The 16,890-nt window shown below is 70.1% G+C and carries 14 protein-coding genes; 7 read left to right on the top strand and 7 right to left on the bottom strand.

Features of this window, described 5'->3' with window-relative positions; translation table 11 throughout:
- From ABD108_RS10705 to ABD108_RS10690, 4 genes are all read left to right on the top strand, one after another.
- The gene (locus tag ABD108_RS10705) at positions 1 to 1,164 is read left to right on the top strand and encodes a GGDEF domain-containing protein (RefSeq protein ID WP_343930263.1); all 1,164 of its coding nucleotides are present in this window, start codon (positions 1 to 3) and stop codon (positions 1,162 to 1,164) included.
- A 33-nt stretch (positions 1,165 to 1,197) separates the two neighbouring features.
- Entirely contained in the window at positions 1,198 to 2,364 is a 1,167-nt protein-coding gene (locus ABD108_RS10700) for a GGDEF domain-containing protein (protein WP_343930262.1), read from the top strand.
- Positions 2,365 to 2,506: 142 nt separating this feature from the next.
- The gene (locus ABD108_RS10695; protein WP_220658922.1) at positions 2,507 to 3,703 is read left to right on the top strand and encodes a GGDEF domain-containing protein; all 1,197 of its coding nucleotides are present in this window, start codon (positions 2,507 to 2,509) and stop codon (positions 3,701 to 3,703) included.
- Positions 3,704 to 3,766: 63 nt separating this feature from the next.
- Positions 3,767 to 5,395 (top strand): ABC-F family ATP-binding cassette domain-containing protein, encoded by a 1,629-nt coding sequence (locus tag ABD108_RS10690; RefSeq protein ID WP_343930261.1) that lies wholly within the window; start codon positions 3,767 to 3,769, stop codon positions 5,393 to 5,395.
- 7 nt (positions 5,396 to 5,402) lie between these two features.
- Here ABD108_RS10690 and ABD108_RS10685 read toward each other — a convergent pair whose 3' ends face one another.
- From ABD108_RS10685 to ABD108_RS10655, 7 genes are all read right to left on the bottom strand, one after another.
- Positions 5,403 to 6,197 carry an SDR family NAD(P)-dependent oxidoreductase gene (locus ABD108_RS10685; protein ID WP_343930260.1) on the bottom strand — a complete coding sequence of 265 codons (795 nt, stop codon included), beginning with the start codon at positions 6,195 to 6,197 and terminating at the stop codon, positions 5,403 to 5,405.
- A gap of 32 nt (positions 6,198 to 6,229) precedes the next feature.
- Positions 6,230 to 6,814: a class F sortase gene (locus ABD108_RS10680; protein WP_343930259.1), complete on the bottom strand. Its 585-nt coding sequence runs from the start codon at positions 6,812 to 6,814 to the stop codon at positions 6,230 to 6,232.
- 1 nt (position 6,815) lies between these two features.
- Positions 6,816 to 8,063 carry a SpaA isopeptide-forming pilin-related protein gene (locus ABD108_RS10675; protein WP_343930258.1) on the bottom strand — a complete coding sequence of 416 codons (1,248 nt, stop codon included), beginning with the start codon at positions 8,061 to 8,063 and terminating at the stop codon, positions 6,816 to 6,818.
- A gap of 239 nt (positions 8,064 to 8,302) precedes the next feature.
- Positions 8,303 to 9,070, bottom strand: coding sequence for a PIG-L deacetylase family protein (locus tag ABD108_RS10670; RefSeq protein ID WP_343930257.1), 768 nt, complete (start codon positions 9,068 to 9,070; stop codon positions 8,303 to 8,305).
- Between the two features lie 28 nt (positions 9,071 to 9,098).
- Entirely contained in the window at positions 9,099 to 12,473 is a 3,375-nt protein-coding gene (locus ABD108_RS10665) for an ATP-binding protein (protein WP_343930256.1), read from the bottom strand.
- Positions 12,470 to 13,234: a DUF4194 domain-containing protein gene (locus tag ABD108_RS10660; protein WP_343930255.1), complete on the bottom strand. Its 765-nt coding sequence runs from the start codon at positions 13,232 to 13,234 to the stop codon at positions 12,470 to 12,472. Before ABD108_RS10660 ends, ABD108_RS10665 begins: the two co-directional genes overlap by 4 nt.
- Positions 13,234 to 14,739 (bottom strand): DUF3375 domain-containing protein, encoded by a 1,506-nt coding sequence (locus tag ABD108_RS10655; RefSeq protein WP_343930254.1) that lies wholly within the window; start codon positions 14,737 to 14,739, stop codon positions 13,234 to 13,236. Before ABD108_RS10655 ends, ABD108_RS10660 begins: the two co-directional genes overlap by 1 nt.
- 106 nt (positions 14,740 to 14,845) lie before the next feature.
- Between ABD108_RS10655 and ABD108_RS10650 the strand changes: the two genes are divergently transcribed.
- The 3 genes from ABD108_RS10650 to ABD108_RS10640 all read left to right on the top strand — a co-directional run.
- Positions 14,846 to 15,883: a glycerophosphodiester phosphodiesterase family protein gene (locus ABD108_RS10650; RefSeq protein WP_343930253.1), complete on the top strand. Its 1,038-nt coding sequence runs from the start codon at positions 14,846 to 14,848 to the stop codon at positions 15,881 to 15,883.
- Between the two features lie 79 nt (positions 15,884 to 15,962).
- Complete coding sequence (locus ABD108_RS10645) at positions 15,963 to 16,481, top strand: DUF4333 domain-containing protein (protein ID WP_220658912.1); 519 nt, start codon at positions 15,963 to 15,965, stop codon at positions 16,479 to 16,481.
- An 85-nt stretch (positions 16,482 to 16,566) separates the two neighbouring features.
- Positions 16,567 to 16,890, top strand: a 324-nt coding sequence (locus tag ABD108_RS10640) for a hypothetical protein (protein WP_343930252.1), incomplete at its 3' end; no start/stop codon positions are given.

The following is a 16,890-nucleotide window of genomic DNA, read 5'->3' as shown; positions in this document are numbered from 1 at the left end:
ATGTGGCGTGAGCTCATCGATCCCGTCGGCTGGCGGTACGCCGGCCAGGCGGAGTTCTCGTTCGTGACCCGCGCCATCGCCACGGTCGGCGGCATCGGGCTGCTCCGAGTGACGGTGGCCTCCCTCGGTGTGACGATGCTGCCGGTGGCGGTGTTGGCCGAGTTCATGCCCTCGGCACCGACCACCCCCGCCCTTCGTGTACTCCACCTGGTTGCGGCCGTGCTCGGTGCGGTGATCGGGGCGTTGTGGATCGTGCGGCCCTGGCCGACGGCTGCGCAGGCGATTCATTTCCTCGCCGCGGCCGATGTGCTCCTCGGCATCGGAATCGCGGTACTCGGCGAACCGGAGCACCGGCTGGCGGGAGCCAGTCTGTTCGCCATGCTCGGCCTGTACGCGGCGTTCCTGTTGGGATGGCGCGTGCTGCTGGTGCACTGCGTGTACTCGCTGGCTCTGGTGCTCGGGATCGTCTACTACGGGGTCGTCGTGGACGGGCGTTCGGTGGCCCTGCTCGCGCCGTTCGCGGTGCCGACCATGATCATCGCGGTCGGGGTCCCGGTATTGGTGCAGGCTGTTGTCGAACTGTGCCGGGTCGGCGTGAACCGCGTCGCGAGCGAGTGGTACATCGACAGCCTGACCGGACTGCTCAACCGGCGCGGGATGGACGCGTGGACCAAGCGCGTCGCCAGCAAGCGGTCTCGCAGCGATTCGATCTACATCAGCGCGGTGGCCGATCTGGACGGCTTCAAGGCGTACAACGACACGTACGGGCACTTCGAGGGTGACGAACTGCTGGCTTCAGTGGGTGCCCGACTCGATCGCGCCCTGCCGCAGACCCTGGTCTCGCGCAACGGCGGGGATGAATTCGGTGTCTTCGCGGTGTGTCTTACACCGGACGACGCCGCGCGCAGACTCGCCAGGCTCACGGCTTTGATCGCCCCCCGCGGTCATCGCGACGGCGACGGTATCACCGCCAGCCTCGGCATCGTCGTGGCCCCGGCGTCGTACCGGGACCGGATCCGCGAGCTCGCCGCCGAGGCCGATGCCGCTCAGTACGAGGCCAAGCGCAGCGCCACCCGATCAGTGGTGGTGCGCGATCTCACCGGTCTGTTCGAGCACACGGCGGGTACCTCCGAACTCGAGACCGACGAAGGGTTCCCTGAGTAGCATTCGCAGGGTGACACGCCGAGGTCACGCCCGGTGAGGGCGAACCGATCATCGGCCCTGCGGCGGACGCCACCGCTGTGGCCGATGGTCTCGGCGGCCCGGTCGGCGATGGACCGGTCGGCGTGGCGGAACGCGGGTCGGGACGAGTACGAGTTCATGTGGACCGGTATCTCCCGGCTCCCCGGCGGCCGCGCCGCCATGCGCCTGGTGATCGGCGGGATCGCAGTCCTGATGTTCCCGCTGGCCATCGTCATGGTCTGGCACCCGATGGGTCCGCCACCCGGACTGCGGACGGGCCTGTACGTGGGCGCGCTGGTGGCGAGCGTCGCGTTGGGTCTGTGGTGGATGTTCGATCCCCGGCCGAGCTGGCGGCACGCCATCTACTTCGTCGTGTGTTCGGACCTGTTGATCCTGCTGGGCACCGCGGTGCTCGGAGCGCCCGCGTCGCGAATCTGCGGCACCACCTACCTCGGGATGATCGCCCTGCTCACCGCCGCCCTGCTGGGCTCGAGGATCCTGGCCCTGCAGTGTCTGTTCTCGCTCGCAGTGATCGGGGCGTACGTCCTGTACGCCTGCCTGTACGAAGGGGAGACCCTGCTCAGCCTGTACGTCTACGTGGCGCCCGCGATGACCATGGAGGTGGGGTTGCCTCTGGTGATGCAGGTGATCGTGGAGTTGTCGCGCCGCAGCATGACCCAGATCTTCATCGAACGCAATCGTGATGCGCTCACCGGCCTCTACAGCCGCCAGGGCATGCGATTCGCTCTCCGGATCCTGTTGCGGCGGCAGCGGTCGGAGGTGTGCGTGGTGGCGATGCTGGACCTCGATCATTTCAAGCGATTCAACGATTCCCACGGCCACGCGGCCGGTGATGCGCTGCTCTCGCGGACGGCGGAGGTCCTGCGCGGGGAACTCGACGGCGCGCTCGTCGCACGGATGGGAGGCGATGAGTTCCTCCTGTACGCGATGCGCAACTCCCGATACGGCGCCGATTCCGTGATCCGGACATTGCGGCGCCTGGTCACACCGGACGGCGGCACGGCTCCGATTCAGGGCAGCGTGGGGGTCGTGGTGGTCGAGTATCCCGATGCCGCCTCGCTCGAGTGGGCCACCACCGAGGCCGATGTCGCGTTGTACGAGGCGAAGGCGGATCGGTCCCGCCGGATCGTGGTCCACGACCCCGGTTCCGTCCGCGTCTGACCTCCCGGACTGGTGCGATCGCAACAATCTGTGACGATCGCGACAGAGCCGGGATATCCGTGGTTCAATTCGGACGATTCGGGGGTAGAGTCCGGGCCGTGAATGCTGCCGGAGAACTCGTCGAACACCGAGGTGAATGCGGGTGAGCAGTGGTAAGCGGACTCCGGTCACCGCGCGGCGCGTGATCCGCGCGGCGTGGCGACGGCTCACGGACCGCAAGGCCTGGCGCGATGCGGGTAAGGCCGAGTTCAAATTCGCGCAGGAGGGCATCGCCGTCCACGGCGGCGACAACCCGCTCCGCCTGGTGGTGAGCGGCCTCGCGCTCCTGATGGCGCCGCTCTGCGTGGGTGTGCTCTTCCAGCCGATGCGACCACAGACTCCGACCGCGATGGTCTTCTTCATCCTCGCCTCGAGCGGCAGTGTGGTCGTGGGAATCTGGTGGCTGCGCCTGAGGGAGCCCCGGCGCCGCGACGCCGTGATCTTCGTGGCGATCGCGGATATCTGCCTGCTGGTCGGTTGCTTGGCCCAGGACGGTCCGTCCCGGATCACCGGCACCATCTACCTCGGCATGCTGGCCATGCTGACCGCCTTCCTCCTCGGTTGGCGGCTACTGCTGATCCACTGCCTGTTCTCGGTGGCCGCGATCGTCGCCGTCACCGTGACCACGATGGTGGTCAACGGGTACGGCGTCATGGAACTGTACGTGTACCTCGCGCCTGCGATCACGATCGAGTTCGCACTTCCGATCGTGGTACAGGTGCTCGTCGAATTCGGCCGCCGCGGAATCGGTGAGGCGGCCTCGGAGCGCAATCACGACGCCCTGACCGGGCTCTACAGCCGGCGCGGTCTTCAGTTCGCGATCCGCCGGGTCCTGTACAAGCGGGGCCGCGGCATCGCGGTGGTCGGACTGCTGGATCTCGACGGGTTCAAGAAGTTCAACGACACCTACGGACATCTGGCCGGCGATCAGTACCTGGCCGAGACCGCCCAGTTGCTGCGGACCGGTGTGCGCGACACCCTCAACGCCCGGCTCGGCGGCGACGAGTTCCTGGTGGTGGCGATCCGTGACCTGCGCGAAGAAGCCGACCAGGTGATCGACGAGCTCCGGAGGTTGGTCACTCCCGGGGAAGCGGGCGAGCCGCCGGGGATCCGCGGCAGTGTCGGTATCGCGGTCTCCGAGGGGCTCAACCGCGCGGAGTTCGCGACGGCGGTGGCCCAGGCGGACACCGCGCTCTACGAGGCGAAGGCCGATCGCTCGCTCCGGATCGTGATCCGGGACGTGGTTCCCGCACCGCCCGCGGTGGTGCCGCGCAGGGAGGCCTCCGCCGCCCTCGAGTGACCGCCGTCACCAGCGGAAAATGGTGGTGAACGGGCCGGCACGGGGCGGGTAGACTGGACCGTTGTGATTACCGCGACCGACCTCGAAGTCCGCGCCGGGGTCCGTACCCTGCTGACCGCCCCGGGCGATCAGCTGCGGGTGCAGGCGGGCGACCGGATCGGCCTCGTCGGCCGCAACGGCGCCGGCAAGACCACCACGATGCGCATCCTGGCAGGCGAGGGCGAACCGTACGCGGGCCGCATCATCTCCACCGGCGATGTGGGCTACCTGCCGCAGGACCCCCGCGAGGGCGATCTCGACGTGCTGGCGAAGGATCGCGTGCTCTCGGCCCGCGGACTGGACCAGATCGTGGCGCAGATGCAGAAGCAGCAGGTGCGCATGGCCGAGCTGGTCGGCGACGAGCTCGACACCGCGGTGCGCAAGTACGGCAACCTCGAGGAGCGGTTCTCCTCATTCGGTGGATACGCCGCGGAATCCGAGGCCGCGCGGATCTGCAACAGCCTGGCCCTGCCCGACCGGGTGCTCGAACAGCCGCTGCGCACGCTGTCCGGCGGTCAGCGCCGCCGCGTGGAGCTGGCCCGCATCCTGTTCGCGGCCTCCGACGGCTCCGGCGGCAAGTCCGACACCACGTTGCTGCTCGACGAGCCCACCAACCACCTCGACGCCGACTCCATCGGCTGGCTGCGCACCTTCCTGCAGAATCACGACGGCGGCCTGATCGTGATCAGCCACGATGTGGATCTGCTGTCCGACGTGGTCAACCGCGTCTGGTTCCTCGACGCGGTGCGCGGTGAGGCCGATGTCTACAACATGGGCTGGAAGAAGTACATCGACGCCCGCGCGACCGACGAGCAGCGCCGCCGCCGCGAGCGCGCCAACGCCGAGAAGAAGGCCGGCGCGCTCCGCGTGCAGGCGGCCAAGATGGGGGCCAAGGCCACCAAGGCCGTTGCCGCGCAGAACATGCTGCGCCGCGCCGAGCGGATGATGAACGAGCTCGACGATGTGCGCGTCGAGGACAAGACGGCGCGGATCAAGTTCCCCGCACCCGCGCCGTGCAGCAAGACACCGCTCATGGTCAAGAACCTCACCAAGACCTACGGCTCGCTGGAGATCTTCACCGGTGTCGATTTCGCGATCGACAAGGGCTCGCGCGTGGTGGTCCTCGGGCTCAACGGCGCCGGCAAGACCACGCTGCTCAAGCTGCTCGCCGGTGTCGAGACGCCGGACACCGGCGGCCTGGAACCGGGCCGCGGCCTGAAGATCGGCTACTTCGCGCAGGAGCACGACACCCTCGACGACGAGGCCTCCGTGTGGGACAACATCCGGCACGCCTCGCCCGATGCGGGGGAGCAGGATCTGCGAAGCCTGTTGGGCGCCTTCATGTTCACCGGACCGCAATTGGAACAGCCCGCGGGCACGCTGTCCGGCGGTGAGAAGACCCGTCTGGCGCTGGCCGGGCTGGTCTCCTCGGCCGCGAACGTGCTGTTGCTCGACGAGCCCACCAACAACCTGGACCCCGTGAGCCGCGAGCAGGTACTCGAAGCGCTCCGCTCCTACGAGGGCGCCGTGGTGCTGGTGACCCACGATCCGGGCGCCGCCGAGGCGCTCAATCCGGAGCGCGTGATCCTATTGCCCGACGGTACCGAGGATCACTGGAACGAGGAGTACCAGGAGCTCATCGAGCTGGCCTGATCCCCGGTCAGGGCAGGATCGAATCGACGTAGCCGCCGTCCACCCGGACGGCGCCGCCCGTGGTGGCGGAGGCGAGCGGCGAGCTCAGGTACACCACCATGTTGGCGATCTCCTCCGGCTCGATGAGCCGCTGGATCAGGGACTGCGGCCGGTGCAGCCGCATGAACTCGCGCTGCGCCTGCTCCCAGGGCAGGTCCTCATCGACCAACTGGTAGACGAAGTCCTCCACGCCACCGGTGTGCGTGGGACCCGCGATCACCGAGTTCACGGTGACGCCGGTACCGGCGGCGGCTTTCGCGAAACCACGCGAGACCCCGAGCAGGGCCGTCTTGGAGACGCCGTAGTGGATCATCTCGGCGGGGATCACGATCGCGGAATCGCTGGCGATGTTGAGGATCCGGCCCCATCCTCCGTCGATCATCCCCGGCAGTACGAGCCGGGACAGCCGCGTCGCGGCCAGGACGTTCACCTCGAAGTAGCGGCGCCACTCGTCGTCGTCGATGGACAGGGGATCGGCCGCACCGAAGATGCCGAGGTTGTTGACCAGGATGTCCACGCCGCCCAGTTCCGTGACGGCCCGCTCGGCATCGGCGGCGTCCGTGACATCGGCGACCACGCCCACCGCATCGGCACCGTCGACCTCGGCACGGACGGTGGCGATCGCCTCCTCGACCCGGGCCGCCGTGCGGCCGTTGATCCCGACCCGTGCCCCCGACCGGGCCAGCCCGACCGCGATGGCGAGGCCGATGCCCTGGGTGGAGCCGGTGACGAGGGCGGTGCGTCCGCGGAGGTCGATGTGCATGCTCTCGACACTAGCCGCGGATCGGCTGCCCGTCAGGCGCGCTCGGCGTACACCAGGTCGTTGTTCTCGTATCCCAGTGGCGGCCCGATGAATCGGCCGCCGCAGGTGACCAGGATCAGCGTCTCCGGTCCGTCTTGGCGGTTGAGGTCGCCGACGGGGAGGGCGCCCTTGGCGATCGAAACCGTCCGGGTCACGCGGTAGCTCACGGCCGCACCGTCTTTCCCGGTCAGCGTGACCCCGTCGCCGGGCCGCAGCGCGGCGAACCGCTTGGCGTAGCCGTCGCCCTGCCGCGCATCGTCGACGTGCCCGGTGAGCACCACGGAGCCGGTGCCGGAACCGGGCAGAGCGGAGTCGACCCACCAGCCGACGCGCTGTACGTCCTGCGGCGGGAGGAGTGCTCCCTGGGCGTCGGTCGCGATGCCGTCGATCGGCGCCTGCACCCCGGCGGCCGATACCCGGACCGGGGCGGTCGGCTCGGGCGCGGTGGCGGGCACCGGGGCGCGCAGATCGCTCTGGGCGGACGGATTCGACGGTGCGGGAAGGGCGGAACCCTCGACGGTGCCGCACCCCGCGAACAGCAGGGCGGACGCCACCAGCAGTGTGATCGCGCGGCGCATCTCAGGACACCCGGCCCGATGGGATCGACGAGATCGGCACGCGGACTCCGGGATTGCGGACGGCGACCGGCGCGGAGGCCTTCGCATTGGTGACCTGCACCTGGAACGGCGCGGCGGGATCGACCCGGAAGGCGACGGCAGCCGCGTCACGGACGTACCCGGCGGGCGCCACCGTCTCCGTGGCGCGGTAGCACCCCGGCGGCAGCGAGAACGCCGCGAGACCGTCGGGTCCGGTGCTCACCGCCCGCACCGTCTCACCGGACTCGCAGCCGGAGATCGCGAACGACGCGCCCGCCAGCGGCGCACCGGTGCTGCGGTCCGTCTTGAGCAGGCGGCCGGGCACGTCGCCGGGGCCGGGCGGGTTCTGGCCGCCGCATTTGAAGGTGAAACTGAGCCGGTTCACGCCGTTGCCCACCACCCGGGAGTACGCGTGCGGGCCGACCAGCACGCACGACGCCGGCCACGCGGTGGGGACCACGGTGAGGCAGTCGCCGGGGAAGGCGCCGCCGCCGTTGCCCGCGCTGTCGGTGGCGAGGCCGCCGAGCGGGCGCCCGTTCTCGCACGCGTACACGGCGTACCGGGAGGCCACCCCGCGTCCGCTGCGGTCGCGGGCGTCGAGGGTGAACCGGATCCCACCGGGAGGGGGAGGCGTGGTGGTGGGCGGCACGATCCCGCCGCGGGCCAGGACGAAACGGAACTCGGCGCGTCCACTGTTGGTGGTCACGGTCTGCTCCGAGGGGGAGATCACGCGCCAGTTGGTGGGCACGCGGTCGATCCGGGCCCGCACGCAGGGACCGGTCACCGTGGTGGCGCCGCCGTCGGCGAGGGATGCGCCCGGTCCACCGGAACAGCCCTGCACGTAGGCGGAGGCACCGGGCACCGCCGCACCGCCTTCGTCCACGATCCGCACGGCCCCGACGGTGAGCCCCACCGGGGGCGCGGCGGTCGTGGTGCCGGTGGTGGGCGAGGCGGTGCCGGTGGTCGGAACAGGTGCCGTGGACGTGACCGGGGGACGGGGCGTAGCCGTGGTGGGCACCGGGGCCGTCGTGGTCGCCGGCGGGGTTGCGGCCGGGGGCGTCGTGGCCGGTTCCGGTGTGGCGGCGGGAGCCGGCGTGGTGGTGGTGGTGACCGGGGCGGGCGGTGCCGGCTCGGCAGCGACACCACCCGGCGCCACCGCGAGGAGCGGAAGCAGTGCCGCCGGCACGACCAGAGCGCTGCGGATTCGATTGTGTCGGGTCGCGTTTCGCATCGCGTCTCCTCGGTGCTGCCTCGGCGATCAATGACATGGGGGAGATCGGATACGAGGGGCGGATCCGTTAGCCGCGTTATTCGATCGTTACTGCCCGCGGGCGGCCCCGCGGTGGTCGGGGTCGCTGCTCGGCGGTTCGAATCCGCAGGTCGCCGTGGGCAGGCGCGGGTTCGCACGGGTGCGCGCGACGACCGTTGCGATACTCGTTCGCCGCCGCGGTATCCGAACCGGCGTCCGCGTCAGAGGAGGCGGTCGGAGCGGCCCGAGACGCCGGGCTCGACGAAGTACTCGGTGCCGAAGAGCGGAGCCAGCAGGCGTGCGGGCACGCGGACGATGAGGCGCTGCAGCCGAGCAGCGGCACCCGGCTTGGCGAGCTCGGTGCGATGCGCGGCGAGCGCGCGCTGCTTCTCGGCGAGGTGGGCCCGCACGTCGACCCGGTGCGTGATGCCGGACGAGGGCGTGAACCAGGTGTGCGCGCGCCGCAGATCGGCCTCATCCACCAGGCGCAGGCGCGCGGCCAGACCGAACAGGCGCACGGCCACCTCCCGCGGTGCGGTCGCCTCCACCAGGCGCACCCCCGTCAGCTCGGCGGCCCGATGCCCGATCGCGTGGACGGCGAGATGGTCGCGGTGTCCGTAGCCGCCCGCGGCGTCGTACCCGATCAGGAGATCGGCGTTCACCTCCCGCAGGATCCCGGCCAACGCCTCTGCGGGCTCCTCGACGCCCGCGCGCACCAGCCGTACCCGGCCGGCGGGATCCGGATACAGTTCCGCCCCGTGGCCGCTGTCGGCGTAGCCCAGCCAGCGCACCTCGCGCACTCCGAGCTGAGCGGCGGCGGCCTCCAACTCCTCGAGCCGCAGTCGTGGCCGGGGCTCGGTGCGCACCATGCCGTCGGTGGCCACCACCAAGATCACCCGGTGCCCGGCGGCAGCGAGTTTCGCCAGGGTGCCGCCTTCGAGGATCGTCTCATCGTCCGGATGAGCGTTGAGCGCGACGACCGAGGCCATGGGCTCTGTATATCAGGTGCCGACGGGGCTAGCGCGCCGTCGCGAGCTCACCGAAGGTGGCGTACCGGGCATCGGAGCGGGCACCGTCGGACCTGGTCTGCTTGTCCACCAGGATGACCTGCCCGATGAAGGGCTCCACGATGCCCACCATCCGGATCGGCGCCGCGATGATCAACTGGAATCCGAACTGTTCGAAGGCGCGCAGTGATTGCGCCGAGAACCGCTCGTCGGACTTGCTGAAGGCTTCGTCGAGCATCAGCGGCGCGAAGGCGGGCTCGTTGGAACCGTCGATGCCGTGGCTGCCGAGCGCGAAACTGAGCGCCGCGGCGAGGCAGAAGGCCACCAACTTCTCCTGCTCGCCACCGGAGTTGGTGGCGGTGTTGCGGTAGGTGACCACCGCCGGGGCGTCCGGTTCGGCGCCCACCGCGTTCTCACGGCCGTAGAAGGAGTACCCCGTGCGCACGTCCAGCACGTTCTCGGTCCACCGACGGGATTCGGGATCGTCGCCGGTCAGCCGCAGCACCAGACCGCGGATCCGTTTGAACTGGGCGGCCATGGCGTCCGGTTCGGCGCGCTTGGCGGCCGGCGCATCGCGCACCATCTCGTCGACCAGTTTCGCGAACTCGGTCGCCTCGGGCGTGGGCCGCGCGGCGTACGCGATCTGCAGGTAGGTGCCCTCGTTGAACTCCACCCGGCGCAACCCGGCGTTGACATCGGCGATGCCCCGGGTGATCGCGCGGTGCGTGTCGTCGACCTCCTTGAACAGGTTCGACACCGAGTGGCTGACATCGGTGGTGATCAGCCGCCGGAACTTCTCGGTGGCCGCCGCCAGGCCGTGCGCCACCAGGTTCTCGTGCACGTTCACGAAATCGGGCGCCGAGGCGACATCGGCCTGCAGCTCCGTGGAGGCGTCCGGCCACTCCCGGAGGAACTGTTCGGCGGTGCGCACGATGCGGGTCTCGGCGGCATCGCGCTCGGCGGTCGCGGCGGCCTGCTGGCGCTCCAACTCGGCCCGCAGGTCGGCGCGGATCTCCCCGTAGCTCTCCAGCGTGAGGCGCCGCCGCCGTGTCTCGTCGGCGGTCAGCAGGTGCCACAGGGCGGTATCGAGGAAGTCGCGATCCTCATCGGTGAGCTTGGGGGCGCTCTCACCGTCGATCTTCTCGAATTCGGCCAGCAGATCGTCGAATTCGGTGCCGGCACGGTTCATGGTCTCGGTGAGCGCGCCGATCCGGGTCTGAGCCTCGGCCAGTTCTCCGTAGGCGTTGTCGGCCTGCAGCTCCAGCTCGCTGAGATCGGCGTTGCCGGAGCGGGCGTCGGAGATGCGGTCCGCCAGGTCCTCCGCCTCGGCGCGCGCCGCCCAGTGGTCCAACTCCGCCCAGGAGGTGTAGCCCAGCACGCCGGTGGCGCCGTCGGCCACCGCCTTGAACTCGGCGAGATCGTCGCGCAGCGTGGCCGACGCCTCCGCCGCCTTGACGTGCACCGCCGCCAGCTCGTCACGGCGACGCTGCAGTGCCTCGCGCTTGGAACCGGTGTTGGTACCGAGCACCCACTGCGAGCGATCGGCCACCGCGCGGCGGTCGTCCTTGCGGAACCGGCCGCCCGAGCCCTTCACCAGGCCCTCCTGGGTGACGGCCTGCTCGTGGTCCTCCAGCTCGGCGGGGGAGTCCACACAGATGTGCCGCGCCGTGCGGGCCACCGCTCCGGCCAGCCAGCGGCCGGCCTCGGTCCGCTCGTCGACGGTGAGCTTCGTGGCCAGCGATCCCGCATCGGCGCGTGTGCCGTCGGCACCGTCGATCACCTGGTACGTGAGCACGCCCTGGACCCGGTTGGCGTTGACGTAGTCGGCCACCGCGCGCTGGTGCTCCGCCGGCACCAGCAGCGTGGTCGCCAGTGGGCGGAGCACGCGTTCGGCGGCGCCGGCCCAGCGGGCCTGTTCGGCGGGCTTCACATCGATCAGCTCGGCGGCGTAGGGCAGATCCTCCGCGGGAACGCCGGTGGCGCGGGCGATCACATCGCGCTGGTCCAGCAGCGCGGGCGGCAGCAGCGATGCGCGACGATCCAGCACCGCCAGCTCATCGTCCACCGATTCCACGGCGCGGCGGGCATCGGACTCGTCGGTGTAGGCGCTGTGCACCCGGCCGGCCAGGGCTTCGGCGGCCTCCGTGGCGCGGTCCCGGATCCCCGGGATCTGTTCGCGCAGCGCGGCGAACTCCTCGGCCGACTCCGGGGCGCGCTCGCCCAGCTTCTCGACCGCGGCGGCGAAGCGTTCGTAGGCGCGCTGGCGGGCCTGGGTCTGCAACTCACGGGACTGCAGCTCGGCCTCCAGGACGCCCACCTCGCCCTGCTCCTGCCGGAGCCGGTGCAGCAGGTCGTTGTAGCGCTGCTTGCGCTCTTCGGCCTTGTCCTCCCAGCGGGCGATCTGCGCGTCCATGCCCGCGCGCTCCGCCTCGATCCGATCCATCTGCTCCTGCAGCAGGCGCAGCCGATGTCCCCGCAGGTAGGAGCGCACGGGAACGCCGAGGAGGTCCGCAGCGCGGGTGGTCCCGACGGTGGCCGTGCGGTACTTCTCGTAGGCCTCCGGCATCGGCCGCAGCACCTTCTCCTGCGCCTCCGCCCGGGCCGCCGCCCGGTACGCCTCGTCGAGCTGGGTGAAGTTCTCCACCAGGCGCTCGGCGCGGGCGTAGGTCTGCGGGCGGTCCAGCATGTAGGTGCGGATGAAGGCGTCGAGATCGCCCACGTTCTTCATCGCCTTGGCCTTACCCAGCAGTGCGAGCGCGGCGCTGGAGGTGCCGATGCCCACCCGGCGGCGCAGCGCCTCCTGATAGGCGGCCTGGGTGTCGAAGAACTCGACGTCCGCGTGCCGGGAGCGCCAGCCGCGGCTGTCGAATCCGGCGGTGGCCCAGTCCTGCAGGTCCAACAGGTCGAACGGGCCGGAGTGCAGCTGGTACCAGGACTTCAGCGAGGCGCCGTCGGTCCCCGAGCCGGCGAACCACTTCACCGCGACCGCGGTGGTCACATTGCCCGCGCCGTTGTCGTAGGTGGCGGCCACGGCCGACCAGGTGGCCGAATCACCGCGCAGGTACTGCACTTTGGACTGCTGATGCTCGTCGTCGTTGACCGACCAGGCGCCGCGCACGTAATCGGCCATCGAGCGGGCGGCCCGCTTCGCGCCCTTCGCCGTCATATCGGCCGAGGCGTTGAAGGACTGATCGTAGGTGGGCAGCAGCACCACCGAGTGCGCGTCCATCAGCGAGCTCTTTCCCGAACCCGAAGGGCCGGTGAGGATCACGCCCCGCTCGTCGATGGGGAAGTCCTTGTAGCCGTCGAAGGTGCCCCAGTTCACCACCTGCAGGCGGGTGAGGCGGTACTGGCCGAGGTGTTTGCGGGTGCTTCGCACGGTCACGCCTGTGCCTCCTCGGTCTCGGCTTCGACGGTGCCCGCGTCCGCCGTGTCGTCATCGGGCACGGCCGGCTCGGCCAGGTCGTGATCGGCGCTCGCGAGATCGCGATACGCAGCGGTGTACAGGTCCACCTGCTCGGGCGTGAGCAGTGAGGCGATCACCGCGTGCACGGCATACCGGTCACTGGTGCCCACCCGGCGGATCAGGCGGCGGGTCTCGAGCTGGTTGATCGCGGCGTCGGCCTTCTTCACGAACCCGGCCTCGTCGGTGTCACGGGCGGGCCGGAAGGACAGCAGGTGATCGATCATCTCCTGCCGCTCGACGACGGCGGTCTCGTCCGGGCTGGACAGGTGCTTGAGGCGCAGGAACAGCGCGAGCACCGAGGCGGCGAGCGAGAGGCTCTGCGCGCGGAGCAGATTGCGCTGGCGCGGATCGTTCTCGCTGACCTGGCGAGTGAAGGCGTGCTTGGTCTCCCGATTGATCTCCAGCAGCAGGTTCAGCTCGGACAGCCGCGATCGCAGCAGGGTCTCCTCGGCCTCGATCACCGCCCAGTTCTTCGACCGGGCCGAGACGTGCGGCGCGGCGATCAGCTCCTGCAGGGCGTAGCAGACCGAATTGGGCAGCTGTGAGGTGTCGCCGTCGAAGCGCGGAGCGGTATCCGCGCCGCGCAGCGACCGCACCGCCTCGTCGTCGCCGATCGAGAAATCGGCCAGATCGATCTCAGGCAGGTCAGCGGTCTCGATGTCCAGCGAATCGTCCGACATCAGGCCTCCTCGAAGAGCGTGGTGGGCTCGGGCGCGGCGGCGGCCGGCGTGAGCGGGGGCAGGGATGCGGCGAACTCCACGTGCGGGACGGTGAGCTCGCGGGGGCCGCGCGCGGTGTGCGCCAGCACCGTGACGGGTCGATCCGCGTCGACGGTGCCGTACCGGGCGCCGAGGCTCCAGACGCCCACCACATCGCCCGCCCGGGGCGCGTCGATCGTCGCGAGGACGTCGGTGAGGGAGGCGCCGTCGGCCGCGGAGACCGCGTCGTTGACCGCCCGCGCGAGGGAGTCCCAGTCGATCGCCTCGCGTCCCACGAGCCGTGCGGGGTCGATGGTGAACTCCCCGGAGGTCTCGCGGACCTCGGGCGGCAGGGTGACGATGCCGTCGTGGAACTTCAGCGCACCGACCGAGGCGGTGTCCACGACGCTCATCGGGACCGCGAGGCCGGTGTCGCGGCCCGCGGAGACGGTGTCGAAGGCCTCGACCGCGGCGCGCTGCGCCTCGGTGATCCGGGCCCGGAGCGACTGGTACTGCAGGAAGTCGCCGTCCTTGACGAAGGTGTTGATCCGCCGGTACACCTGGCCGCGGATCTCGTCGACCCGCTGCACCTGCATCCACATCCGGTCCAGGAATCCGGTCAGTGAGTCCCGCAGATCGTCGGGCAGCTCCACGCCGATCACGACGGCGGCCACGGAATCCTCCAGGCGGCGCCGCAGCCGGTGGTCCGAGAGCAGGGTGTAGAAGGCGTCGAAGGCCTTGCCCTCGGGCGTGTTGGCCAGCTCGTCATGGCCGTCGAACAGGCGCTGCAGGGTCTTCGCGTAGGCCTCGGCCTCGGAACTGTCGGAGGCGTCCAGGCCGTGGGTGAGGAGGGCCCTGGTGTGCTCGCGCAGCTTCTCGCCGTAACCCAGGATGTCGGCCGGCATGCGCTCGGCGAGTGAGCTGACGATCTTGAGGTCGTCGACCACCTTGCCCTGGTCGTACTCGGGGATCAGGCCGGCCCGCAACGCCTCGCGACGCCGGGTGAGTTCGGCGATCTGTTCATCGAGGGCGCGCAGGTGATCATCGGGATCGGGGCTGACGGTGACGGCGACCGCGGCCAGCCGCGCGGTGACCAGTTCCAGCGCCGTCTCGGTGGCCACATTCCGGTCCAGTGAGACGGCCTGCACCTGGCCCAGCGCGGTGGTGGCGCCGCGGGTGAGCTGGCAGATCTCGCGGTCCTCGTCGTCGAGGGTCCGTGAGACGAAACCGTTCTTGACCCAGGTGTCGAGCACATCGGCCCCGTCGGGCACGGGGCGCGCGCGGTCGGTGAAGTGCTGCGAGAGGGATTGCAGGTCGACGGTGAGCGCGTCGGCCAGCTCCTCGGCGTCCACCGGTCCGGTCCCCAGCCTGGCGGCCATGAGTGCCAGGTAGGCGACGGCGTTGGGGGAGCGCAGCAGGCGCAGCGCGACGTCGTTATCGGCGTTGTCCGTGAACGCGGCGTACAGCTCGGCGGCGGACTGCGCCATGTGTACCTCCCGATCGATGAGCGACGGCCCAGTCTAGCGACGGCCGGTCATCCCCGCGTGAGGTGTCGTGCACGTGGCATTCACGTCGGTCTCCTACCGTCGGCGCATGCGCTCGCTCCGCCCACTGCTCGTCTGCCTCCTCGCCGCCGCCGTCTGGGCCGGCACGGCGGCCCCCGTCACCGCGGAACCGCCGCGCACCGTCGACCTGCAGGCGCACCGGGGTGGGCTCGGCCTGGTCACCGAATCGACGCTCGCAGGCTTCGACGCCGCGATGCGGCTCGGTGTGACCACGCTGGAGCTGGACACCCAGGTGACGAAGGACCGGCGCGTGGTGATCACTCACGACCGGAAGGTGGATGCGAAGAAGTGCGCCGATACGGCGCCGGCGACGCCGGGTGATCCGCAGTTCCCCTACGTCGGGAAGTACGTGCGCGAGCTCACCTACGCCCAGGTCCGGACCATGAACTGCGGGTACGAGAAGCTCGCCGGGTACAGCGCGCAGCGGGTCGTGACCGGTGCGCGAATCCCCGAACTGCGCGAGCTCTTCGATCTGGTGCGGTCGCGGCACTCGCCGGTACGGATGAACATCGAGACCAAGGTGGAGGCGGCGGCACCGGAGCAGACCGCGCCCCGCGGCGAGTTCGTGGCGGCGGTGGCGGGGGAGATCTCCCGGTCGGGGCTGGCGCGGCAGGTCACGATCCAGAGTTTCGACTGGACGGCATTGCGGGAGATCGGGCCGCTGCTCCCCGGCGTCGGACTGGTGGCACTGACCAACGGAGAGCAGTTCCTGCAGACCGGGAAGCCGGGCGCCTCGCCGTGGCTGGGACTCGACGTGGACGGCTACGGCGGCGACTGGGTGCGCGCCGCGAAGGCGACGATCCCCGGACTCATCGCGATCTCGCCGGTGCAGGGCGATCCGCAGGACGGCGGGGTCGGCGATCCGGGGTTCGTGCGTTTCACCACGCCTGAACTGATCTCCCGGGCGCACGCCCTGGGACTGTCGGTGATCCCGTGGACGGTCAACGATCCCGCGACGATGCGGGCCCTGCTCACCGACGGTGCCGATGGCCTGATCACCGACTATCCCGACCGGGCGCGCGCCGTGCTCCGCGAGCTCGGCTTCGCACTGCCTTCGCCCAGCTGATGGGAAGCGGGTGGCGCAGAGGGGCTTTCGACCGCAAATGATGCGATCGCGCGGTCCTTGCGTCGGCTACTGTCCGGCCATGAGCCCGAAGAAGTCGTGGTTGCTGCCCTTCGTCGTCACTCCGGTACTCGCGAGTTGTTCCCTGTTCGGGCCGTCGATCGATTTCGAGGCCTTGACCAGGGACATCGCGGACAAGCTCAACGCGGAGTACGCGAAGCTGGGGGCGAAAGTGGACGTCGTCAACTGCGACGATTCCGAGCGCAGACCGAAGCCCGGGTATCGGTTCACCTGCGAGGCCATGGTGCGCGAGGCCACGGTGCCGGTGGAGGTGACGGTCAAGGACGACGACATGGCCGTGGAGTTCGTGACGCTCCAGAAGCTCTTCGACCTCGGCTCGGCCGGCCCCACGCTGGCGCCGAGCGTCTCGAAGCAGGTGAACGCGGCGGTCTCGGTGGACTGCGGCACGGGACTCAAGGCGCTGCCGCCGGGTGGATCGTTCCGATGCGCTGCACGGGACACCACGGGAGGCAGCGCGACCCTCGTCTACACAGTGGGTCCGATGCGTGGCGAGGATCAGTGGGCGATCAAACCGAGCTGATCACACGAAACATTCGTCGCGTATGCAACACGCACCACAGTAGTGTACTTTCCCATCCGTAGACTCATTTGTCACGGAGGGCAACATGCGTGTCTCTGGATTTCTTCGTTCACTCGCGGCACTGACGGTGGCCGTGGCTGCGTCGGCGGCTCTGGCGGTCGGTCCGGCCGCGGCCGCACCGGCAGTCAGCGCGTCGACCTCGTCGCTCACGGACGATGCCATCGCCAAGCAGGCCGCGGGCGACACCGCGGGAGCGCAGGCCGCGATCAATCAGATGCCGGTCGATCACGCGCAGAAGGTGGTGGCCCTGATGACCAACGTCAACAAGGCCCTCACGTTCCCGCTCACCGACCAGGTGCCGGGCAGTGTCGCCGCAGGGAGCGCGATCGTGATCCTCGGCTTCGGCCTC

Source organism: Tsukamurella strandjordii (genome assembly GCF_039525985.1).
Taxonomy (GTDB): domain Bacteria; phylum Actinomycetota; class Actinomycetes; order Mycobacteriales; family Mycobacteriaceae; genus Tsukamurella; species Tsukamurella strandjordii.
Note: the sequence above shows the minus strand (reverse complement) of the source record. Positions and strands in the feature narration are given on the sequence as shown.